Below are 22,615 nucleotides of genomic sequence, written 5' to 3' on the forward strand. Positions count from 1 at the left end.
TTAAAATAAGAGGAGAACTCATATTTTTATTTATACTCAATGAAAATCAAAGAGCAAACTAGTAAACTAGCCGCAGGTTGCTCAAAACACTGTTTTAAGGTTGAAATGGAACTGACGTAGTCAGTATCCTAAATTAGAACGACTGGAATTGGGCTAAAAATTTCAAAACAAATTGTTGATTTGCATCAGGGCTCTATTTCGTTTGCTAGTGTCCAAAATGAATTCTTTGAAAGTATCATTTCACTTCCGATTTTCAACATTACCAATTAGATAAAAAAATGGAGAAGAACCATTAGAGTCTTCTCCATTTTATTCATCTTTTCTTCCACTTATACCCTGTCTAGAAAAAATAATACACTATTATTATTTTACATTAACAATATCACTGTTCAACAGGTAAGAAATTCCCTACAATAATCCCTACAATTCTAGGATCTTCATCATACGAAAGAAAAATATCTCGATATTTTGGATTGATAGAAACTAACCGTAAGCCCTGTTCTTCCTGATAAACTCTTTTAATGTATGTCTGATTGTTGCAGACTACGGCATAAACTGCACCATCATAATCAAATCCTGTCTCACGAATGAGAGCCACAGAACCATTTTGATATTTGGGTTCCATTGAGTCACCAGAAATCCATGAGGCGAAATCGTGGGCTAGTTCTTCATCAAAATAGACAGTATCATAGTTTTGATCGTTATACACCGATGAACCGATACCAGCAGACATTTGTTCGTAAACATGGTATTCGTATAGTTTTTCTGACATTGAAACAATGTTCTTACATTTTTCTTTTTGAACTAGGCCTCTGACATAACTAAGTGCATTATTCTTACCTTCATCCGATAAAGTATTATATAGTCGGACGATTTCGATCTCTGTAAAAAAACCTTTCGGTACGTTTAGAATCTGCTCTAGTTGTTGCACTTTTTCTCTAGATGGTTGTTTTACTCCACGTTCCCATGCGGAATAGGCTTGATAGCTGACTCCCAACTGATCAGCAATATCTTTTTGAGTCATTTTTAGCTCTTTTCTTCGAGCCTTTAGTTTTTCTGGTTGATACATCACTTACCTCACATTAACAGTAGTTTCAATTCAGCTTTTTGTTTTGCTTCTTTGTCTGTTAGCTTATTTTTATCCCAAACATAAGCTATAGATTTTCCTTTATCATAGATGAGCCATACTTTTAGATTGTCATGACAATTCTTAATTGTCTTCCAATTATCCTGATTTAAAAGTTCAGGTAACTCTTGGCTAGTAACGAAACCTCTTTTGCTCACTGCTGGCTCTATCTTATTAATTATAGAAGTCTGGTAGTTGTTAAATTCCTTTATAATCTGTTCTTTAATGCTGTGTAACAAAAGGAGTAGTGTAGCATTTTGTCCAGCAATATAATCATCGATAGCCTGCTTAATGGTATTTTCTTTTCCAGGATAATATTCTCTAAGAAGATCTAAAAGGCGAAAGAACAATGCCTGTTTTGAAACATCCAGACTATTTTGAATATGTTGAAAGGTGTCGCAACTATAATAAATCTTTGACAACAAAACAATGTCAGGCATTAATACTACAGCAGAGAAAATATTTGCTTCTCGCTCTAGTAGGCTCTCTTGATTATCAATAGATTCAGCAAAATAATTTCCTTCATGCTCTAGGATAAAATGTCCCAGTTCATGACATAGAGTGAAATTTTGCTTTACAATTGGATTATCCTTTTCATAGGAAAAACTAATTCCTAATTCATCGATAACAGTTAATCCTTCAATCTTACGATTAGAGAAGTGGTGACTAATCACTTGAATCTGATATTCTTGAATACAGTGTTGAAAGAAGTAGTTGAAATTATAATTTAGTAATGAAATGTCATGATCTTTCATATACTGGTATAACACATGTTTTGTAGACTTACTTATTCTTGTATACAATTCATCCAAAGAATGATACCTCCTTTAAGTATAAAATACAAAACTAAACCAATTCGGTTGAGTTTATTATATAAAAAAAGTGGATGTGTGTCCACTTTTTTTATATTACGTTAAATATATAAACATAGTCTAATTATTTCTTTTTTTTACCAAAGCTGAAAGTGCTATTCCTCCAAAAGTCAGCAACGCCCCTCCAATTTTATTCCTGTGTTCTCTATAAAATCTTTCGTGCTCTCCACAGAATTTTGCTTTTGGAGAGTATACTTCTTTATTACATCTAAAGTATTTACATGTTTTAATTTTCTCTTCTTTCATTCGTATCTTCCTCTACTAATAATGTTTCTGAATGGTTAACCAATGCATTGATATTTTCTGAAATACTCTGTGTCAAATTTATAAAAGAGCTGCTATTTCCTTTTGTAAAATTATCAATTTTCCAAGCTAAACTTTTTCCATCATATTTAGGCTCAAGTAAAGTTTGCTCAGTAAAAGCTTTGTAATTGCTTAATACAGCTATAACAGACTCATGTTCCTCTAATACCGTATAAGCAACAACATTTAACTGCATTGCAGATGATAGGTAACTAATTGATTGTTGAAGCAGAGTATTTATTCTTTTTGCATCTTTTGAATTGGTTTTAATGTTGATAAAGTCTAAACCATCTGTGTAAATTGACATCATTAGTTTTGCAATAGTATTATTATTTTCTTTAATCGCTGAAAGTAGTAATTCTTTTTTTAATTGCTCATTTCTGGTTGCTAAGGCCTCTACAATTAGTTGGCGAGCACTGAAAAAGCCTGAAAATCTATCATTGTATTGCCCTTGTTCCACGCGGATAACTAGTTCATTTAAGCTTTCAATTTGTTCTGAAATAGATGCTAGTTGCCCTTGTATTGCAGAAAGCTCAGGTAGATTCCCTAACTCTTTGACAGTCCTTTTCTCTAAGGTTACACTACTTTTAATTTTTCCAGATTCAGTATCTTTTAATACTGCATAGGTCTCGCCTGTCTTTTTTCGTATACCATAACTCCATTCTCCCGATTTTAACTTTTCTTTTGCAACTTCAGATAATTTTGCAACGTATTCTACATTGTCATTATCATTCTTTTCAACAAGCTTTTTTAATAATTTAGCTTCGGGAATATGAGCAAATAAATTATTTCTAATCTTATTAGCAACTACTAAAGAGGCTTCTTTTTGCAGTGGAGTTAATGAATATGATTGGAAATCATAGTTGTATAATTCCTTTTTTCTGACATCAACTTCAAAATGCTCTATTTTTGGTATTTCAATTTCAAAACTCTCCATACTTTAATCCCCATTTTTGGAACTTTAATTTAAAGTTCTATAGTTTGTATTGTTTCTAGATCTTTGGTAACGATCGCAGTATCAAATCGTATTTCAAATAAAACTAAAGATTCCCCTGCAAATTCAATAGTATTTTTGTAACCTGGTACTTTAGCAATAAACTGGTCCGCTACTTCAAAAATAGTTTTGGTACTTTTTTGAACTAAGCCCTTAGCTTTTACGTGTTCATTTCCAGAGTGTGGAATTGTAGTAAATGCAATATGAGAGTTTGATTCCATTTCCTTAATCTTATCATTACCTTTGAAAGATGAGAAGTAGAGTATATTATTGGTTGAATCAAAAACAAAATTTACTATTCTTACATTTGGAATATTGTTTACAGATGTCGCTAAGGCAATTTCTTTTTGTTCTGACATTATTTTCAAAAATTCTTTTTTTACATCCATTTATAAAACACTCCTTTTAATCAATGAAGTTATCGAACAAAAAAGCTAATTTTTTGTTTACTTATTTTTTTCAAATGCTTTTTTTCTCTTTTCCATAAACTCGATCAACTCTTTCTTGAAAATAGCCTTTTCTTCTTCGGTTAGACCATTTGAATTCATACGGAAAAGAAGTTCTACATTATCTAACTCGTCTTCTTTTAGATGTTCATCCGAATTACCAACTAAATAATCAATTGATACATTTAAAACTTGTGCAATCTTGACTAAATTATCTTGTGTTGGTTTTTTAGCTCCACGTTCCCATGAAGCATAAGCTGGTTGCGAAATTCCTAGTTTTTCAGCTACATCGACTTGTGTAAGATGTGCTTGTTTTCTAAGGTTTTTTAATCGTTCCGAAAATTCCATTTTAAACCTCTAAAATTTTTTTGTATTAATTTCAAATAATCTCTTGACAAATATAACCAATGGTTATATAATATAAAATATAGCCGGAAGTTATATTGGCTTTAAAAATAATAACGCCTAACTATCGGCATTATGATCATTGACAATTAAATAAAAAGTGCGTCTGACAACCAGAGGACTGATCATCAGAACAACACATAAACTTCGTACCTTTATTGTAAATGTTTTGATAAGAAAAGTCAAGTCCGTTTTATGGTTGAAGTGAAGATAGAAAACAAGATTCCATTCTTGTGGGCTTCCACGCATTTCGGACTTTCGCACTTTTCCGAATAGTAAAGTGAACTAGCTTCGCCAAAGGGCGTAAGAGAATCTTAAGGGTATGATAATGACTCCCCAATGAGATTGGCTGGGAAAGCGATGGTAATTGATGCAAAGCACCTTGCTAAACGTTGCCACCGTGAAGGAGGGATCCTTCAACCAAATAACTTTTCTTTACTGCTGTCTATCTAATTAGATAGACCTACTCTCAAGCTACTAAGTTCTTTCCTTTTTTCACTTAGTAGCTTTTTTTACTTATTACAATAAAGGAGAATGATATGACAAACTTTTTTCGCACTACAATGTAAACGACTCTATGATAACTATGAATTTACCTATGGCATGTTTAGCGAATCTGATAAACTACAGGCTAAACTCTATGCTCAAGCTCAAATTGATTTAGACAATCTCGCAGATGATGCTCGTAGAAATGGCTATGCTCATGGGGATATTCAATTCTATAGTCGAATGTTTAAACGAAAACTATTTACCCACTATTACTCAAGAGTAAAGCAACTAGCTTAACTCTTTTTATTTTACACTCAGAAAGGAAAATCTTATGATCTCAGAAACACTTAAAATGAAACCAGAATTTATTGGCCCTGCTTACTATGAACGTTTAGGAAATGCTCCTAAATTTATTTTTGGAAAAGAAGGCAAATACCAACGTCACATTCTAAACAGCGCAGAGCACGGTGCCTTTCATGTCATTACACCAGCCTCTACAACGGTCTTCCCAGAAGATGCTCTAGTAGAAGCGGTTAACCCAATCTTTTTCCCGGACACTGCTCTTAATGGCAATACTGTTGCACCTTATCTCAATGTCTTTGCTGAAAAATTGGTAATCAAAAAATAAGAAATAAAAGGAGAAAATTACATGGCTAAAATTGGATTAAACTACGGAGAAAAACTACAAATTGCTGACAAGACTTATCGTGTTATTACAGACGGGTTAGATGTCCCAGCTGTCCTTGGGAAACTGACTTTCCGAGGCATTGAGGGCCCTGATATCATCTTTGAAGTGGATCGCTCACAACGAAATCCTGATGGATCATTTGTACAAGTCAATACAGGGGAGATCCGTGGAATAGTTGTAGGGATTCATTCTTCTGTCCAGCACGAAACCCTCTTTTTCACTATCGCAGATATGTCAGAGTCTGAGATCGAGGACCTGGGTATTAAATACCGAGAAGAGGTTGAATTAGAAGATATTGTTATTACTCATACCCATGTCAATCGTAATGATATCTATAAGCTCTTTGCTTCTAAAATCAAGAAAAAAACTGGAGGCGCACCGACTAAAGAAAACAAACCAGTAGAAAATAAGAAGGAAAACTAGGAGGTGATGCACTATGAAACTCTTTACCTATCGAGGAAAAAGAGTTCGAGTTTTTCATCGTAAACTAAAGGGAATCACATGGTTTGTCTGGTGGTTTCCTTTTTTGTTGGCTATTAGTTACTACAGCTACTTACATTTAGAAGAATTAAAAGTCCATCCCTTACCTCAAGGATATTTTCTAGGAGCTGGGCTTCTCTTTTCTTTAATCTTCTCTTGGTTTATCAATCGGGTTTGCTACAGGAAGATGCTCTTTTTTCAAAAGCTAAACAGCCTTCGAATTCTTTCTCGTTTTTTGCTAGAGAATAACCTCTATCTCGTTAAAAAGGTTAGACGTGAAAACAAGATCATTGAAAAAATCACCTTGCCTCAAGTGTATATCAAACAGTCTCGCTACAAGATTGAAGTGAGTTTCATCTTAGAAGGTAATAAATTTCAAGATCGCTTTTTAAACCTTGGAGCTACGCTTGAAGTCATGTTTAATGGGGACTTTCGTAATAAAACCTTTGATAATCGCTTTATCAAGTATGAAATTGCTATTAACCGAATTGATAGCAGGATCACCATCGATGAAGTAAAAGTTAAGGGATCCAAACTCCAGCTCATGAAAGATGTATCTTGGGATTATATTGAAGAACCTCATCTTCTCATTGGCGGTGGAACAGGTGGAGGAAAAACAGTTGTTCTCATGACCATAATCTATGCACTAGCTAAAATTGGCTTTGTTGATATCTGTGATCCAAAGAATTCGGACCTTGCTGGATTAAAGAAAATTACAGTCTTTCATGGTCGGGTTTACACTAGTAAGGAAGATATCATCAACTGTTTTAAAGAGAATGTAGAGTTTATGGAAAAACGCTATGAACGGATGTCTACTTCGCCAAAATTTCAAGCTGGAAAGAACTTTACTCACTATGACATAAAACCAAAATTCATTCTAGTGGACGAGTGGGCAGCTCTCATGGCAAAAATTGACCGTGACTATAGCCAACAGTCAGAACTCATGGAATATCTCTCACAGTTAGTTCTAGAAGGTCGTCAAGCTGGTATCTTTATCATCTTTGCTATGCAACGGCCCGATGGGGAATTTATCAAAACTGCTCTTCGGGACAACTTTATGAAGCGTCTCTCCGTCGGTCATTTAGAATCAACAGGATATGACATGATGTTTGGAGATGCTAATAAAACCAAAGAGTTCAAAAAGCTAGATGAAATTAATGGAGTCAAGGTCAAAGGACGGGGCTATATCGCAAACAACGGTGAGCTGGCTGGTGAGTTTTTCTCTCCTTATGTACCACTTGATCAAGGCTTTTCCTTCTATGATGCCTACTCTAAAATTCCCATTATGGAATTTGAAGGAGAAGAGTTCTCAGTATTTGAAGAATACAAACCAGCAGTTGAAACAATTAATCCTATAGAGGAAAATGAGGTTATAGAAAACGAACCAAACAAACGACCACTCAAGGAATTTGCGGACGAACAAGATCTTAAAATGCCAACCTTACGCAAGATTATCTATCTCTTAACAGAACAAGGGATCATCTTTGAACGGACTGTATCCGCTATTCTAGTGGATCCTTTTCAAGAAAAACTTCTTCTTGAAATCCTCGCTCAATTTGAAGAGGGAGGACGCAGGTCTTATCCAAAAGCAGTTGAAGCGACGATTGTTCATCATGGGCTAGGACAAGGGCAAGGGCAAGCCTGACCGCAGGTCAGGCGCAGACCGTAGCCCGAAGTTTCTAGGCCATGATGAAACTTCAACCCCCGTTTTCTAATAGGGGGGTTACATTTGGCAAAAACGCCAAGTCCACCCCTCCTCATTCCTTATGGGAGTTGGGTTTTCAATTTTTATGAAGTGTGTCACTTTCGTCAAAAAAGTGTGTCACTTTGTTAGAAAGAGGTGTTGCGATGAATGGATAAAATTAGTCCTTTTCATATTAAGAATTTCAGAAAACAAACAGGTCTTAGTCAAAAAGCATTTGCACAAGCTGTTGATCTTCCGACTAGAACCTACCGCTCTTATGAAACAGGCGAAAGAGGACTGACGATTGATAAGTTCAGAGAACTAAAAGAAAGACTTGGTTACTATCAAGATTGTGATAAAAACAGTCTTCGAGCTCAGATCGACTATCTACGATTGACCTTTCCGAGATTAAAGGATTTAGATGCTTTCTGCGAAAACTTCCTTCACTGTCACTTAAGCGAATTTACAGACCAAGAAACTCGTCTCATGAACTATACCCACTTGTGGCAACGAGGAAACATCTGGATTTTTGATTTCTTTGATAAGTCAGTGACCAATGACTACCAAACTTGTCTTCAACTATCTGGTCAAGGATGCCGTGAGTTGGAATTGCTTCTAGAAGACAAGGGAATCACTTGGCAGATTTTTCTTCAAAAGATTCTTTATTCCTATGAAGACGTTCGGGTGAAGCGACTCGATATCGCTCTAGATGAACTATATAAGGGTTATGGTCACGAGGACGAACAAATTCAAATTCCCAAATTGATTGATAAACTCTATTCCAAAGAGATTGTTCTAGACACGATCAAGAAATGGAATATCACGGGTGGTGGATCTTTCACAGATAATGAAGACATGGAAGCCAATCACGGCTTATCCATTTACTTTGGAAGTCGTCAAAGTCAACTCTACTTCAACTTTTATGAAAAGCGCTATGAAATAGCTCGAATGGAAAACATCTCCTTGGACGAATCCTTGGAGATTTTTGGTATCTGGAATCGCTATGAATTGCGGTTTTCAGATCAGAAAGCTCAAGGTATTGTGGAGGAATACATCAATGGTGTAGATCTCGGAGAAATCGCTAGAGGCATCATCAATAAAGAAATCCAAGTCTATGATGGTCTCACTCGATTTGGAGCCTATAAACCCGATGAAAAATGGCAACGGCTCTTTGGAGGTGTCGAACCCTTAAAACTCTCAACCAACCCACAACCATACAGTATTGAGCGAACGATTCGCTGGCTAACCTATCAAGTTGCTAACTCTCTTGCACTAGTCACTGAAGCAGACAAGATCCTCCAAACAGAATACATGAAGATGATTCAGAATAGCGGAGAGATCACTGATCGAGGAAAAGCCATGTTACGACTTCTCAAAGCTAATAAACACTATGAACACTAGAAAGGAAAAGCTATATGGAATACAAAGTTCAAATCAATTCACTAGACAACTTTAAAGCTTGGTCTGGTGGACTAACCACCTTGAACACTGTCCGTGAACGTGGTGGAGTAGATACCCTAACTGTCATTTGTGAAGATATCTTCTCTGGTGATACACCAACTGAAGGGCAAATCAATGACTGGCTCTGGTTTGATTCAGATTTTATCTACCAAGCTCTAGGCTACGATGATCTGCTTGAGGCTTCTTGAGATGCTGAAGAAGATTTATCAAGCAGACTTTCTGCTTCTTCCAGAACAAGAATTCTGGTATATGTATATTCTCTTACGAAAGGGCAAAGACTTCTACTATGAATGTGCAGGTAGATGTACAGAAGATCTTCCAGATAGTAGAGGGTTCTATAACTATGAACATGCCTGTTTCACGCTAGATGGTCAAGTGTTGAGCGTAAATAAGAAAATGCGCCCCTCACTCATTACTTATATTCAAAAGACCATCAAAGACAATCAAGAAAAATTTAGAAAGGAAATTGAAATGGCCACTAAAACTATTTTTGAAAAGAAAGTCTCTCAAGTCACGAATGAACTGGGAGAATTACTGAAAAAGAAAGATCATAGAGAGGCTTGGACCAAGGCTGGAGAATTAAATAGTCTCCTTAAAAAAGAAGAAGCCAAAGACCTAAAACCTGACTTGATCGAACAACTCCAAACTGAGCTACGAGGCTACTATTACATTAATGGCGAAATCGAAAAAGCCAATAAGCGCCTCTATGCAAAAGGATCAAAGCTCATTGAACTTTCTGGTCTCTAAAAGGAGGATCTATGGATAAAGCCAAACGCTACTTGCTTCAAGCAAAAGAATATCTCTCTCACTTTAAAAAGGTGGAGAAAAAAGGAGGTCCACCAAAACTAAAAGTCACCAATAAAAAGACCGTCAATATTGCAGTCATAGGAGGGATTTCTTTCCTCCTTTTTGTTGGTCTCATGGGATCTATCCGTGCTATCACACTATCAAATAAGGTAGGAGCACTACAAGCTCAAGTCGAGGCAACAAAAAATCAAAAAGCACAGCCTATAGAGTCTAGTAGAAAATACGACTATAAACTCCAGTATTACTTGAATGACTATGTCTATGCTTACTTCACCCTCCCGCAAGAAGGGGATAAACAACAAGCTCAAGTGGACTACTTAAATAGCTTTTACAACTTCATTCCTGATGTGAAAGCTCAAGGTCAAGTTCGAAATCCTAGTGAACTTCTCTATTCTCAGTTAGTGACTGTAGAAGGGAAAGTTGCGACCTATAAGATCAAATACAAGGAAACTATCCGTCGGGATAATAACACGGAGGAAAAAGAAATCGTGATAGGTTTCAATATTCCATTTGATGAAAAGGATGGGAAATATTATATTTCTGGTCTTCCTTGGTTTTCTGCTATTGAATCCTCACAAGCTGGACACTTTAGCGAAGACGATCAGCTTCAATTAACCGCTAACGATCACTTTTCAGATGGTCAGCGTAAAAAAGTTGAAAAATTCCTCAAAGTCTTCTTTACCAACTATACTACTAACCAAGATAATCTTAATCTGATTGCTAAGGATGTGGATATTATAGCCAATACCACCTTCAAAACAATTGATTATACTTATCTAAAAAAAGACGGTCAGAATCTAATCGCTTATGTTCAAGCAACCTTTGAGGTCGGAGGAACCACTCACTCAGAAAACTTCACTTTTACCCTATCAGAAAAAGAAAAGACCTACTATGTCACAAAACTAGAACACACCATTCCACTAAACTATGCAAATGATAAAGAATAGGAGAACTCTATGAATACAGACAATCTACGAACCTTCCTCCAGGGCGATGGAATTTGGATCCTGACAGCTATTGCCGTGCTCTTAGCGATCAAGGCTTGGCGGAACAGCTCTTGGCTTCAACTCTTCTCTGTCGTTGGTTTCTATGCCGTTATTGTTTCGATTGCCAAAGGACAAGATATCCTAAAAGCAGTCGGCTGGTTCCTGCGACTCTTCGGTATTGAATCAGGACTTTAAGTATGAATGAAGAAAGACTTTATGATTACAGTAAGGGCCTAAATGCTCCTTATTGGATCCAAGAAATTAAGACAAAAAAGGGCACTCGACTATGGTACTTTGCAACACCTATGCAGTTGTCCTTTTTCATTGTTTTTATCATCGTCTTTGTGGTCATGTTACTCTTTGGAGGATTTATCTTTGTGCCACTCGCAAAAATCACTCACTCAATTTCTCTCTTGCTCTATTGGTATCTCCCTTACAAATTGGCTAAGTTCTATACCGAATACGAGCCTCACGGTAAGAAGATGCACGTCTTTATTGGAGATTACCTGATTTACTTTTGGGACTTTAAGATCAATAAAAAAGCTATCTACCATGAAGATAGGATAGAGCCTGTAGAAGAAATTGTCTTTGAAAAAACAAATCTATAGAAAAGGAGGACCTATGAGTATTACTTTAACTTATCCAATTAGGGAAACACATGAAAACCTAGCTCTCAAAAAAGATCAAACCGTCGTTGCTTATTATCGTATTCCCAACACTCCCATCACGATTACGGATGATGAGAAAAAGGGTAAACACAAAATCACTGTTGCTCAAATGATGAAGAAGCTCCAGAAAAACAAGTTCTTTGAAATATCTCTGATCCCTAAAGACTATCTTTTAGAAGAGAAAATGCGGGACTTTTCAGATGCTTTAGCAGATGATAGTCGTGAACTAGGAGAAGAACTGCTTCTTTACACGGTGGATCGTCTAACGGATGAAATGGAAATCCCCTATCAATTTGATTGGGTCGTGGGCGTGACCTTACGCAAACAAAATCATGGAGCTACCGTCAAAGATCTGGCCTATGAGAGCTTTAATGAGTTCACTGAAAAAATAGCCAAGGGCCTGGGCTATGAATATGAATTAAGTCCCACCTGGTATGAAGACTATAAAAGTGATGAATTTACTATTTTTCAAGCCTTCTCCGTCCTTCGGGCAAAACGGTTATCCAATGAAGAACTCTTTTATTACCAGCGGATGCAATACCTCCGCTATATCCCTCACTACAAGAAAGAGGTACTGGCCAATCGTGCTCAATTCAATATCACGGATACCTTGATCAAAGTTCAAAAAGGTGGCTTCCTCAAGCTAGAAAGCCCTTATGGATCTTCCTTTGTGACGATTCTTCCTGTAGGTAAATTTCCTGTTCAATTCAACGGTTTTCACCTGGGCGAATTTATCCAACGTTTGAACTTTCCTGTTGAGCTACGAATCAAAGCAGAATTCATTGATACTGGTAAAATCAAGGGTCGAATGGGACGTTCGAATACACGTTACAGAAACATTATGGAAGAGGCAGAAAATACCGATACTGTCCAACAAGACGAGATCATCATGGGCTCTATCTCTCTAAAGGACTTAATGAAGAAAGTCGGAAATAAAGAAGATATCATCGAATATGGAGCCTATCTGATCGTCTCTGCTTCTAGTGTGAACCAACTCCGTCAAAGACGACAAGTGGTCTTAAACTATTTTGATGATATGGGCGTTGAAATCAGTGAGGCCTCTCAAGACGGTCCGTATCTCTTTCAAGCTCTGCTTTATGGAGAAAATCTCCAAAAGAAAACTCGCACCTGGACACATATGGTCACAGCTCGTGGATTTTCAGAACTCATGCCCTTCACCAATACCTCTTCTGGAAACCGTATCGGTTGGTATATAGGTCGAGTAGATAACTGGACAGGCCGTTGGGACAATATTGCAAAAGCCATTGATTCCTCAAAGAACATTGTACTTTACAATGCGACAGTCGGAAATAAAGAAGATATCGCTGGAAAGATCACCAAGAACCCACACATCATTATTACGGGGGCAACAGGTCAAGGAAAATCCTTCCTTGCTCAGATCATCTTTTTAAGTGTAGCTTTACAGAATGTCAAAACCCTTTACATTGATCCTAAACGAGAACTCAGAAATCACTACCAAGAAGTGATTAACTCACCTGAATTCGCACGTCTCTATCCTGAACGAAAGAGACAGATTGAGAACTTTAATTTTGTGACACTGGATAGCTCGCTTCCATCAAACCACGGAGTCTTAGATCCTATTGTTGTTCTAGATAAAGAACAAGCTGTAGAGGTCGCAAAAAACATGCTTGAGTTTTTACTACAAGCTGTAGATGATGTCACGATGGATCAAAAAACAGCTATCACAGAAGCTATTAATGCGATTGTGGAGAAACGAGTCGCTGGTGAGAAGGTCGGATTTAAACACGTCCTAAAAGTTCTGAGAGACTCTGCTTCCTCTGAAATTGCTTCGGTTGGTCGTTATCTGACTTCAATTGTCACAAACTCTATCTTAGAACTAGCCTTTTCAGATGGAACCACTCAAGGACTTAACTACGAGTCACGAGTGACCATCCTAGAGGTCAATAACCTCAAACTACCAAAAGACGATTCCACAAAAATTTCAGATCATGAACGCAATTCTATTGCCCTCATGTTTGCGCTTGGTGCCTTCTGTACCCACTTTGGAGAACGAAATGAAAATGAAGATACCATTGAGTTCTTTGATGAAGCATGGATTCTTATGAAGTCCGCAGAAGGAAAAGCCGTTATCAAAAATATGCGTCGGATTGGACGCTCCAAAAACAATACCTTGGCATTGATTACTCAATCTGTACATGATGCAGAAAATGACGATGATACAACGGGATTTGGGACTATCTTTGCTTTCTATGAAAAGTCTGAACGAGAAGATATCCTAAAACACGTTAATCTTGAAGTCACTGAAAGCAATCTCGAATGGATTGATAATATGATCTCTGGTCAATGCCTATACTATGACGTCTATGGCAATCTCAATATGATTTCCGTACACAACATCTTTGAAGATATTGATATGCTTCTAAAACCTATGAAAGCTACGGTATCATCAAGCCTTGAAAATAAATACGCTAGTTAGGAGGTGAACCCATGCAAGAAGCTTTTGACAAACTAAGAGGAGTCGATATCTTCTCTCTCAAGTCCTATATGGAGCCTACTGGGTTCGCTTCCTTTAACGGGGCTTGGGTTCTGATTAATGAGCTTTTCGTCAACTTCTTCTTTTTCATTCTAAATGCAGTGGTAGGCTTCTTTTCTTTGCTGATTCGAATTCTTGAAAAGATTGATCTCTACTCCAACTACAAGAACTATGTCTTTAATGGAGCGATGAATATCTGGAAAGGATTTATCGGCTCAAGTTCCGGTGGAGTCGCAAAACAATCACTCGTTTCAATGTTGCTTCTAATCCTAGCTTTCTATCTCTTTTACCAGTTTTTCTTTTCGAAAGGAGCTTTTTCAAGAACACTCCTTCATGTCTTTCTAGTTCTCATCCTTGGTTTTGGTTATTTTGGAACAATTGCTGGAACATCAGGTGGTCTGTATCTACTAGATACCATTAACCATGTCTCTCAAGATGTCACTAAAAACATCACGAATATCAAGGTAGAATATGGCAATAATAAATCCATTAAAATTGGCGATTCCATGGCAGATAGCTATATTGCAGAAACCTCTTATAAAGCCTATGTTTTTGTCAATACAGGTCAAGAAAACGGGAAATATAAGAACAGCCAAGATGGGAAACAAGAAATTTTTGATGATAGTAAGGTACTAGGAACAGGCGATAAGAATGGAAACTTTAAAGCAGTTAAATCGAAAGATCGCAATAAATATCTGGATGAACTAGGAAACGGAGCCAATGATGATGGTGAAAAGAACCGTTGGGTTTCAGCTATGCCTGACTTCATCTTTACTCGCATGTTTTATGTCATCTTCAAAATCTGTGAAGCCTTCGTATTAGCGATACCGGTTATTTTGATTCAGATGTTAAACGTCATCGCGCAAACACTCGTCCTGATGATGATCCTGCTCTTTCCGATTGTGCTATTGATGTCTTTCGTACCAAGAATGCAGGATCTGATTTTTGGAGTCTTGAAAGTCATGTTTGGCGGGCTACTTTTCCCAGCTATCACGAGTCTATTGACTTTATTAGTCTTCTACATTGAAAAAATGATTGAAAATATTGTCATTACAGGTTTTGATAGTATTCTTAAAACTCTTCCATCCTTGATCATCTTCGGCCTTGTCTTTAAACTACTCATCTCAGTTGTCTCAAAAGGACTCGTATATTTCCTTCTATGGAAATACAAAGCTGAGCTGATTCAATTCATTCTTGGATCTAAAGCACGAATGGTGGCAAGTGACATTGGAAATAAAGTTGAAAAAGGAGTCACAAAGACCAGAGAGGTGGCTTCACAAGTACCATCTAGAAGCCTTTCATCTGCTCAACACCTTGGAAACTTTGCCTTAGCAGGTGCTGGTTTGGGAGCTGGGATGATGATGAATGCCAAGAGTCACTTTCAAAATGTTGGTTCTTTCTTTACTAATAAGGAATCAGAGCACCAACCCGATGAAGTGCTCCCAGCTGAAACACTTGAGACGCCAACAAGTCCAGATACTCCAGAACCAAACATTCCAAAAACAAAGGCAATGCTAGAAGGGGTTAAACCAGTTGAAGAAAAAACACCAACTCCTTCAATGGAATCTCCAATCACGGTGGAGCCAACACCAAGTTCAGACGAGGAATTCCAAACGCTTAAAGAAGAATGGATTTCTCCATTTAAACAACTCCGCATTAATAGTATTGAGCGCAAATTAGAGGGATATAAAGATCCTCAAGCTATGTACAAAGCTCAAGGATCCAATGCTTTCACTCGTGCTTATAGAAAAACCATGACACGAGATGATAAATTGAGAGCCAATATTGAACGAAGAGACCGATTAACAGAACGCTTAAAACAACTCAGAGGAGAATGATATGAATACCAAAATACGCTCAAGAACTTCTTTTCCAAGAGTTCTTGAAGAAACTCTTTATCAAGCCTACCAAGAAGGAAAACGCTCAGTCGATTTCCTTCTTTTATTTCCAGTCACAGAACAAGAGCGAGACCAAATCATCCTACAGGTTAAGTCCTATTCAGTCGTTTTAGATGCAAAATGGCGTTTTGGGACTGTCCTGTTCACTGCTTATATAAGACATTAACTAGAAAGGAGATTCGATGAAAAAACTAAAATGGTTTCTATTAGCCGGTCTCATTCCTCTCTTTCTACCGGTCCTCATTATCATTATCCTTATGGGGGCTGTCGGAGGTGGTGGAACGAATGGCTCACCCCAATCCCAAAATGGAGTGACTTATGCGGATCACTGGTCAGATGGAGATCCCTATACTCACAACCTACTGGTTCATCGCTTCGGTATTACAGCAGAGCAATTAGATGGCTTTTTAGATACGTTAGGAATCTCCTATGATAAGAACCGAATTAATGGAAAAAAGCTCCTCGAATGGGAAGCTAAATCTAATCTTGATGTCCGTGGAATCGTTGCGATCGCACTAAATGAAAGTTCCCTTGGAACTGCTGGGGTAGCCACTAATCCTGGTGCCAATATGTTTGGTTTTGGGGCCTATGATTCCAATCCAGAATATGCCAATAACTTTAATGACGAGGTTGCTGTTGTCGGACTAACCCAACAAACTATCATTGGAAATAAAAACCAAACCTTTAAAATACAAGATGATAAAGCTAAAAAGTTTGCGAATGGAACACTCAATCCAGCAACTGATGGTGGAGTCTATTTCACAGATACTACTGGATCAGGAAAAAGACGTGCTGAAACCATGCAAAAACTGGATGCATTCATTGATGAACATGGAGGAACACCAAAAGCTCCTGAACAAACTACAGGAAAAACTAGAGATGGTGGAGGAGTAACTTCAAATGATATACCTGTAGGTTATAGTTTGACAACAGCTATTGATACCACAGGATATATCACTAGTACCTATCCTTGGGGACAATGTACCTGGTATGTCTTCAACCGTGGAAAACAAGTCGGAGTCAACTTTGATCCATTTATGGGAAATGGTGGACAATGGATGAATAAGCCAGGTTTCACAACAACCCATACACCAACAGAACACTCTGCACTATCATTTAGCCCTGGCCAAGCTGGAGCTGATCCAATATACGGACATGTTTCATTTGTGGAACAGGTCAAATCAGATGGTTCAATTCTCGTCTCAGAGTGTAATGTGAAAGGATTAGGGATCATTAGTTACCGTACTTTTGACGCAGAAACTGCCAAACAATTTACCTATGTAATAGGACATTAGAAAGGAATAGATATAGATGATTCAAGTTGTAGATAAAAATGATTTAATGGAATTGATTGGATATTCTGAAACACAAGCTAGTAAATTAATACGAAAGGCTAAAAGCCAGCTTGTACAAGAAGGATTTGAATGGTATAAGAATAAACGTATTGGACGTGTACCGATTATTACAGTTGAATCCATTCTTGGTTTTCAAATACAATTAAAAAATGATATAATTGAGGAGAACCTTCAAAGCGCTGTCATGACTGAAGGAGAAAAATAGCATGGCGGTAATAAAACAGGACGATGGACTGTGGCTAGTTGATATTAGTGATGGTAAAAGTTCCTTAACTGGCAAACGTATACGACACCGCAAATCTAATTTTTTAACAAAAAAAGAAGCAGAGGAATATGAGGCTTATTACCGTATCCATAAGTTAAATCAGATACAGAATACAAAAAAACTCACCATTTCCTCTCTTTATGTAATGTTAAAAGAAGAAGATGAGCTTCGTGGAAATAAAAGAGGTACAATAGATACTCAGAACTCATACTATACCCAATATGTATCGCGATTCTTTGAAAATGCTGATATGTCTTCAGTTACCATTCAAGATGTAAAAAAATATCGAGATTGGTTAATTGAACAGCCTAGTGTAAAAGGTGGCACACTTACACCAACGCATATTAACCAACAAATGATTTTTGTTCATAAGTTGTTTGATATTGCTATTTCGAAAGGATTTAGACAAGATAATCCATGTGATGCTATTCGGAAACTTCCAGAAAAGCATAAAGAAATGTCTTATTATACTCCTGAACAATTCAAGGAGTTTGAATCTTATTTTGAAGAAAGTGAGTATCCTTTTAAACTTCTGTATCGTGTACTCATGTTTACGGGAATTCGTATGGGGGAGGCACTTGCCTTAACCTGGAGAGATGTTTTTCTTGACGAGGGATATATTAAAATCCGTAAGTCAGCCTATTATCGCAATGGAAAAACACATATTGGATCTGTAAAGACAACTCAATCAAATAGAGCAATCTACATCCATAAAGCTTTTGTGGATGAGTTGAAAAACTGGAAGTCAGTACAAAGTAAGAGGCTGTCTAAGCTAACTGATTCAACAGATGATTTGCAGATTTTCCAATTTTCAGGGGAACCTATGACTGCTCCAAATGTCTCTAACTTTAGAGCAGCATTCAAGAAAAGATTGCCAGAAGATTTCAAATTGATCCGAAACCATGATTTTAGGCATTCGCATGTAGCCTTTTTGATAAATCAGGGATTGAGGAGAGGAGAAGGAAAGGATTATATCTTTTTCACACTGATGAAACGACTAGGACATAGTTCTATCAATACAACAATAAATATCTACTCACATTTGTTCCCATCACAACAAAAAGAGGTCGCTAACGCATTTGACGATTTTTAGAAAAATGGGCAGAAGTGGGCAGTGAAAATTAAGCAATAGGGTCTAAACCCTTGATACGAAAGGAATCTAGAAAACATTATGATGAATATGCAAAATATGATGAAGCAAGCTCAAAAATTGCAAAAGCAAATGGAGCAAAGCCAAGCGGAGCTAGCTGCAACTCAATTTGTCGGAAAATCTGCTCAAGATTTGGTTGTCGCGACTCTTACAGGTGATAAGAAGGTCGTCTCCATTGATTTCAATGTTGCAGTGGTCGATCCTGAAGATACAGAAACTCTTTCTGATATGACGGTTCAAGCCATCAATGCTGCCATTGAAGAAATTGATGCTGCAACCAAGAAAAAACTCGGTGCTTTCGCAGGGAAATTACCATTTTAAGCAAAGAAAGTTTCATCAACTCAAAAGAGGCTGGGACAAAAGTCCTAGCCTCTTAATTGTTTTTGGATTGTCGAGCAAGACGCAGTGGTTGAGTAGGTGGGACGACGAAATCGAATTCTAACGAATGACCGATTTCTGTCCCACTCTCTCTTTTTATTCATCAAAAAATCCGGATAAGTCCAAGCCTCCAAAGGGGTTGATGGAGAAGTTCTCTTGCTCTTCAAGGAGGGTACGGCCTTGATCAAATTCGAGGAATTGTTGGTAGACAAGAGCTGTCATGCGGGCGTCTTCTAAGCTATCGTGTAATTTTCCTGCAACTCCTAGAAATGCTGCAACGGTGTGGAGTTGGAGATTTTTAATGCCATGAAGGTCAGATGGACGACGTTCGAAGGCTTCGTCAAAGACATCGACAGCGTATTGCTCTTCTAAATCCAAGCCATTTTCAAGTAGGATGGGAAGGTCGCTCTTTTTGGCATTGTATCCAATCAAGGGGCGGTCTCCAACGAAGGCCTTGAATTCGCCGAGGACCTGCTCTAGTTGAGGGGCGTTTTGGATCTTATCCTGAGTAATGCCGGTCAGGCCGTTAATAAAGCTTTTTAGAGGCTTATCGGTGTAAACGTAGGAGTCGTAGTGGTCGACTTCTTTACCGTCCGTGAAACGCACGGCAGATACCTGGATGATCTGATAGGCACCTTCGTATTGGTTAAATTCGAGATCGAAGGCGATATAATCTTCTAATGCTTTCATGGAAAATCTCCTGTGGTAGAAAAGAAAAGGGACTGGTAGGATCCAGCCCCAGATTATCGACGGAAAACGCGTGCCCAGAAACCTTTGCTTTCTTGCTCTTGCACTTTTTCATTGGCTTGTTCGAGTTCAAGTTTCAAGGTATCGCGGTCGTTCATTGCTTGTAAAGTCAATTGTTGTTGTTGGTCCAATTGCTTGTCTTTTTCAGCAATTTGAACGTCTTTCACGCGCAACTGTTCATCTTTCTTAGCGAGTTGCTCGTCTTTGGCCTTGAGTTGCTCGTAGAGACGGACGATTTCAGCATTTTTTTCATCCACCAAAATTTCCATCAATTCTCGTTGCTTCACATCATCGCTGACTGGCTCATCTTCAAAAATAGTTTTTTTGTAGATTTCTTCGAGCTTGATCAAGCCACTACGGGTTACAACGGTAACCCCTTTTTCGTTTTTTTGGGTATCTTCTGGAGCCAGCGCCTTGACACGGTTATTGACCGCCTGGCGGCTGACTCCTAAAATTTCAGCAATTTCGCTGACAGTTTTTTCAATCGCCATAACTTCCTCTAATATCTTTTTCTATGAAATACTCTATTAGATAGTAACATAAGTAGGCTAAGCTGTCAAATGAAGCAAAGAAAGGCTAAGCCTTGATACCACGATTAGTGGGCCTCTGTCATTTCAGGAAGATGGAGGCTTGATTGTGCTAAGTCAATGGTGAGTTGGTAATCGGTTTGATCACGCACAGTGATTTCAAAGTCCGTCGTGTAGAGGACCAAGCGAAGGGTTGCGCCTTTTTCGAGCTTGTAGATGGTTGGTTGGAGTTCAAAGTCAAATTCCATCCACTCGCCTGGCGTTACGGCCTCAACTTCTAAGAGGTCATGCCGGTTTTGGAGGTTGAGATAACCTTTAGAAATGACTCGTTGGCCAGCTTCTTTGAAAGGCAACTCAGTCAAATTGTCTAGCATATGGTAGCGACCGTTATCCAGCGTACGGACCGACAAGACAGCAGGATAGGGTTGGAGGTATTTCTTGCTTCCAAGCTCTAAGAGTTGGGCTGAAAGCAGGCCTTTATTGGTGCTGGAGTAAAGTCGCAGGTGAAGGCGAGCTTTCCCGTTGAGGTGTAGGTCTTCTTCGATTGGAAGATCAATGGTCACCTGTTGCGCCTTATCCTGGTAGAGGTCCGTTAAGAAGGTCGGATAAGCCTTGCCATAGCGCTCGTAATCTTTTGTCTCGTAGCGGTTTTGGATGACTTTTTCGTCGTCTCCCAGGGAGAAGGTCCGCTGACTTGTTTGATTGCCAAAATCATCCAAGGAAGTCCAACTTTGTTCTCCTGTATTGTCCTGCCAGATGACAGTAGGCAATTCATAGCTTGAATCGTAGCCTAGCAATTTTTTAGAGAGGAGGGCGTTCATGCTTTCGCGGAAGTCAATGGATTGCCAGTTGTTGAGATAGACATGGGCACCATTGTGATAGAAGAGGTGTTTCTTGATGCTTGTTGGAAGAGCCTGGAACATATTAAAGACGTGAAGAGGTTTCACGTTCCAGTCTTGCGAACCATGAGTGAAGACCACCTCAGCCTTCACCTGATCAGCATGTAAGAGATAATTGCGGTCGTGCCAGAATTGATTGTAGTCTCCAGAAGCGCGGTCCAGCTCTTTTTTCACGATGTCTAGATCGGCTTGGTGGGCTGCATTATGGTGCAAATAGTCTCCACCTAGAAGGTTGCGCGAGTAGGTCAATTCGGCAAGGGAATCGAAATCTTCACCTGGATAGCCACCAGGACTTGTCACGAGGCCGTTTTCGCGGTAGTAGTTGTACCAAGAAGAGATCCCAGCCTCTGCAATGATGACTTCAAGACCGTCCACACCTGTGGTCGCAAGGCCGTTAGACATGGTTCCAAGGTAAGAGATCCCGGTGGTTGCGACCTTTCCATTAGACCAATCAGCTTTGACTTGGCGTTTGCGTGTGTGATCTGTAAAGGCCCGGCAACGGCCATTGAGCCAGTCGATAACGTTCTTGTAGGCTTCGATTTGTTGGTAATTTCCATTGGTCATCAAGCCTTGCGAATCTTTTGTCCCCACTCCAGATACGTAGAGATTAGCGTAGCCGCGTGGAAGGAGGTAGTCGTTGAGGGTATAGCTGGAATTGATATGGGTGAGAGTTTCTTCAGCTTCATCGACTAGCTCAGCTGAACCGACAGGATCCACCAATTCTAATTGAGGTACTTCTACTTGAATGGTATGAGGTTCTTTGACCTCGAGGTCGACATTCATATTGTAGAGGGCCTTGTCGCTGGCCTTATCGTTGGTCCCTTGGTGATAAGGACTTGCGGTCATAACAGCTGGAATCTTGCCTTCATAGCGAGGACGGATAATGCTGACCTTGACCAAGTCTGGCAGGCCATCTTGGTCGGTATCGACCCGACTTTCCACATAGACGACCTCGCGGATGGCATCATGGCTCGTAAAGGTTGCGAGGCTCTTGCCATTAAAATAGTGATACTGGTTGGTCTCAGGAATCAAACCATCGCTGACCAACTGATCGATGAGTAAATTCCCTTTGACTGTTCGAGTATTGAGGAGGTGATAGAGGTTTTCAACCAAGTTTCCATACTCAATCGGAAATTGGACTTCTTTCAAGAAGCTATCCGTATCTTCAAAATCAATAAAATAGTGGAAACCGAGCAACTGGAGAGCTACTGTGTAAAAAATCTCCGGCGACCATTCGCGGTCTGATTGGAAATAGCTCAGGAGATCTGTTTCAGCATCCGCCACTAGGTTAGAGAGGGGATAATCTGTATTTTTGTAGGTGAAATAAACCTTGCGAACAAACCATTCAAACAGTTCTTTCTCTGTAAGATGAAGGGGAAGGTCAAACCCAATTTCTTTTAGTTCCTTAAGAATGTCTTTTTGGTCAACAGATAGATAGCTATATTGATTGTATTTCATAGGCTGCTCCTTTT

Annotated in this window: 26 protein-coding genes; 17 read left to right on the top strand and 9 right to left on the bottom strand. The window is 38.7% G+C overall.

Features of this window, described 5'->3' with window-relative positions; genetic code table 11:
* Window positions 1-382: 382 nt before the first annotated feature.
* From PCY11_RS07165 to PCY11_RS07190, 6 genes are all read right to left on the bottom strand, one after another.
* Entirely contained in the window at window positions 383-1,069 is a 687-nt protein-coding gene (locus PCY11_RS07165; RefSeq protein ID WP_155198723.1) for an XRE family transcriptional regulator, read from the bottom strand.
* Window positions 1,070-1,077: 8 nt separating this feature from the next.
* A complete protein-coding gene (locus tag PCY11_RS07170) occupies window positions 1,078-1,938 on the bottom strand; it encodes an ImmA/IrrE family metallo-endopeptidase (protein ID WP_301362618.1) in 861 nt (286 codons plus the stop codon).
* 120 nt (window positions 1,939-2,058) lie between these two features.
* Complete coding sequence (locus PCY11_RS07175) at window positions 2,059-2,244, bottom strand: hypothetical protein (protein WP_006595229.1); 186 nt, start codon at window positions 2,242-2,244, stop codon at window positions 2,059-2,061.
* A complete protein-coding gene (locus PCY11_RS07180) occupies window positions 2,225-3,238 on the bottom strand; it encodes a hypothetical protein (protein ID WP_195968995.1) in 1,014 nt (337 codons plus the stop codon). The genes PCY11_RS07175 and PCY11_RS07180 overlap by 20 nt, the downstream gene beginning before the upstream one ends.
* A 29-nt stretch (window positions 3,239-3,267) precedes the next feature.
* Window positions 3,268-3,684 (bottom strand): pyridoxamine 5'-phosphate oxidase family protein, encoded by a 417-nt coding sequence (locus tag PCY11_RS07185; RefSeq protein WP_049502658.1) that lies wholly within the window; start codon window positions 3,682-3,684, stop codon window positions 3,268-3,270.
* 57 nt (window positions 3,685-3,741) lie between these two features.
* Window positions 3,742-4,089, bottom strand: coding sequence for a helix-turn-helix domain-containing protein (locus PCY11_RS07190; protein WP_049502657.1), 348 nt, complete (start codon window positions 4,087-4,089; stop codon window positions 3,742-3,744).
* Between the two features lie 660 nt (window positions 4,090-4,749).
* Here PCY11_RS07190 and PCY11_RS07195 point away from each other — a divergent pair.
* The 17 genes from PCY11_RS07195 (at window position 4,750) to PCY11_RS07275 (ending at window position 18,913) form a co-directional block, all read left to right on the top strand.
* Window positions 4,750-4,932: a hypothetical protein gene (locus PCY11_RS07195; protein ID WP_195968996.1), complete on the top strand. Its 183-nt coding sequence runs from the start codon at window positions 4,750-4,752 to the stop codon at window positions 4,930-4,932.
* A 34-nt stretch (window positions 4,933-4,966) separates the two neighbouring features.
* A complete protein-coding gene (locus PCY11_RS07200; RefSeq protein ID WP_138261591.1) occupies window positions 4,967-5,263 on the top strand; it encodes a cytoplasmic protein in 297 nt (98 codons plus the stop codon).
* 21 nt (window positions 5,264-5,284) lie between these two features.
* Complete coding sequence (locus PCY11_RS07205) at window positions 5,285-5,746, top strand: hypothetical protein (protein ID WP_014713934.1); 462 nt, start codon at window positions 5,285-5,287, stop codon at window positions 5,744-5,746.
* 13 nt (window positions 5,747-5,759) lie between these two features.
* The gene (locus tag PCY11_RS07210) at window positions 5,760-7,448 is read left to right on the top strand and encodes an FtsK/SpoIIIE domain-containing protein (RefSeq protein ID WP_298821341.1); all 1,689 of its coding nucleotides are present in this window, start codon (window positions 5,760-5,762) and stop codon (window positions 7,446-7,448) included.
* Between the two features lie 207 nt (window positions 7,449-7,655).
* On the top strand, window positions 7,656-8,888 hold the full coding sequence (locus tag PCY11_RS07215; protein ID WP_298821564.1) for a replication initiation factor domain-containing protein: 1,233 nt from the start codon (window positions 7,656-7,658) through the stop codon (window positions 8,886-8,888).
* 14 nt (window positions 8,889-8,902) lie between these two features.
* Window positions 8,903-9,136: a hypothetical protein gene (locus PCY11_RS07220; protein ID WP_045759896.1), complete on the top strand. Its 234-nt coding sequence runs from the start codon at window positions 8,903-8,905 to the stop codon at window positions 9,134-9,136.
* 1 nt (window position 9,137) lies between these two features.
* Window positions 9,138-9,695 (top strand): conjugal transfer protein, encoded by a 558-nt coding sequence (locus PCY11_RS07225; protein ID WP_301362619.1) that lies wholly within the window; start codon window positions 9,138-9,140, stop codon window positions 9,693-9,695.
* An 11-nt stretch (window positions 9,696-9,706) separates the two neighbouring features.
* Complete coding sequence (locus PCY11_RS07230; RefSeq protein ID WP_301362620.1) at window positions 9,707-10,702, top strand: conjugal transfer protein; 996 nt, start codon at window positions 9,707-9,709, stop codon at window positions 10,700-10,702.
* Window positions 10,703-10,711: 9 nt separating this feature from the next.
* Window positions 10,712-10,936: a TcpD family membrane protein gene (locus PCY11_RS07235; RefSeq protein WP_003005585.1), complete on the top strand. Its 225-nt coding sequence runs from the start codon at window positions 10,712-10,714 to the stop codon at window positions 10,934-10,936.
* A gap of 2 nt (window positions 10,937-10,938) precedes the next feature.
* Entirely contained in the window at window positions 10,939-11,349 is a 411-nt protein-coding gene (locus PCY11_RS07240; protein WP_049472376.1) for a conjugal transfer protein, read from the top strand.
* 13 nt (window positions 11,350-11,362) lie between these two features.
* Window positions 11,363-13,867: an ATP-binding protein gene (locus PCY11_RS07245; RefSeq protein ID WP_301362621.1), complete on the top strand. Its 2,505-nt coding sequence runs from the start codon at window positions 11,363-11,365 to the stop codon at window positions 13,865-13,867.
* A gap of 11 nt (window positions 13,868-13,878) precedes the next feature.
* On the top strand, window positions 13,879-15,762 hold the full coding sequence (locus PCY11_RS07250; RefSeq protein WP_301362622.1) for a conjugal transfer protein: 1,884 nt from the start codon (window positions 13,879-13,881) through the stop codon (window positions 15,760-15,762).
* A 1-nt stretch (window position 15,763) separates the two neighbouring features.
* Window positions 15,764-15,988, top strand: a complete 225-nt coding sequence (locus tag PCY11_RS07255) for a hypothetical protein (RefSeq protein WP_125402214.1) — start codon at window positions 15,764-15,766, stop codon at window positions 15,986-15,988.
* A gap of 16 nt (window positions 15,989-16,004) precedes the next feature.
* Window positions 16,005-17,117 carry a CHAP domain-containing protein gene (locus PCY11_RS07260; protein WP_155200334.1) on the top strand — a complete coding sequence of 371 codons (1,113 nt, stop codon included), beginning with the start codon at window positions 16,005-16,007 and terminating at the stop codon, window positions 17,115-17,117.
* Between the two features lie 16 nt (window positions 17,118-17,133).
* Window positions 17,134-17,382 (top strand): DUF3173 family protein, encoded by a 249-nt coding sequence (locus PCY11_RS07265; protein ID WP_021153905.1) that lies wholly within the window; start codon window positions 17,134-17,136, stop codon window positions 17,380-17,382.
* Window position 17,383: 1 nt separating this feature from the next.
* Complete coding sequence (locus PCY11_RS07270) at window positions 17,384-18,535, top strand: site-specific integrase (protein WP_301362623.1); 1,152 nt, start codon at window positions 17,384-17,386, stop codon at window positions 18,533-18,535.
* Between the two features lie 78 nt (window positions 18,536-18,613).
* Complete coding sequence (locus PCY11_RS07275) at window positions 18,614-18,913, top strand: YbaB/EbfC family nucleoid-associated protein (RefSeq protein WP_021153902.1); 300 nt, start codon at window positions 18,614-18,616, stop codon at window positions 18,911-18,913.
* 153 nt (window positions 18,914-19,066) lie between these two features.
* On the opposite strand, the gene PCY11_RS07280 is transcribed toward PCY11_RS07275, so the two are convergent.
* The 3 genes from PCY11_RS07280 to PCY11_RS07290 form a co-directional block, all read right to left on the bottom strand.
* A complete protein-coding gene (locus tag PCY11_RS07280; RefSeq protein ID WP_201089078.1) occupies window positions 19,067-19,660 on the bottom strand; it encodes a 3'-5' exonuclease in 594 nt (197 codons plus the stop codon).
* Window positions 19,661-19,713: 53 nt separating this feature from the next.
* The gene (locus PCY11_RS07285; RefSeq protein WP_255309074.1) at window positions 19,714-20,223 is read right to left on the bottom strand and encodes a DUF536 domain-containing protein; all 510 of its coding nucleotides are present in this window, start codon (window positions 20,221-20,223) and stop codon (window positions 19,714-19,716) included.
* Between the two features lie 89 nt (window positions 20,224-20,312).
* A complete protein-coding gene (locus PCY11_RS07290; RefSeq protein ID WP_301362624.1) occupies window positions 20,313-22,601 on the bottom strand; it encodes a Xaa-Pro dipeptidyl-peptidase in 2,289 nt (762 codons plus the stop codon).
* Window positions 22,602-22,615: the final 14 nt, after the last annotated feature.

Origin of the sequence: Streptococcus sp. SP8 (genome assembly GCF_030440045.1) — a bacterium.
Classification (GTDB): domain Bacteria; phylum Bacillota; class Bacilli; order Lactobacillales; family Streptococcaceae; genus Streptococcus; species Streptococcus parasanguinis_I.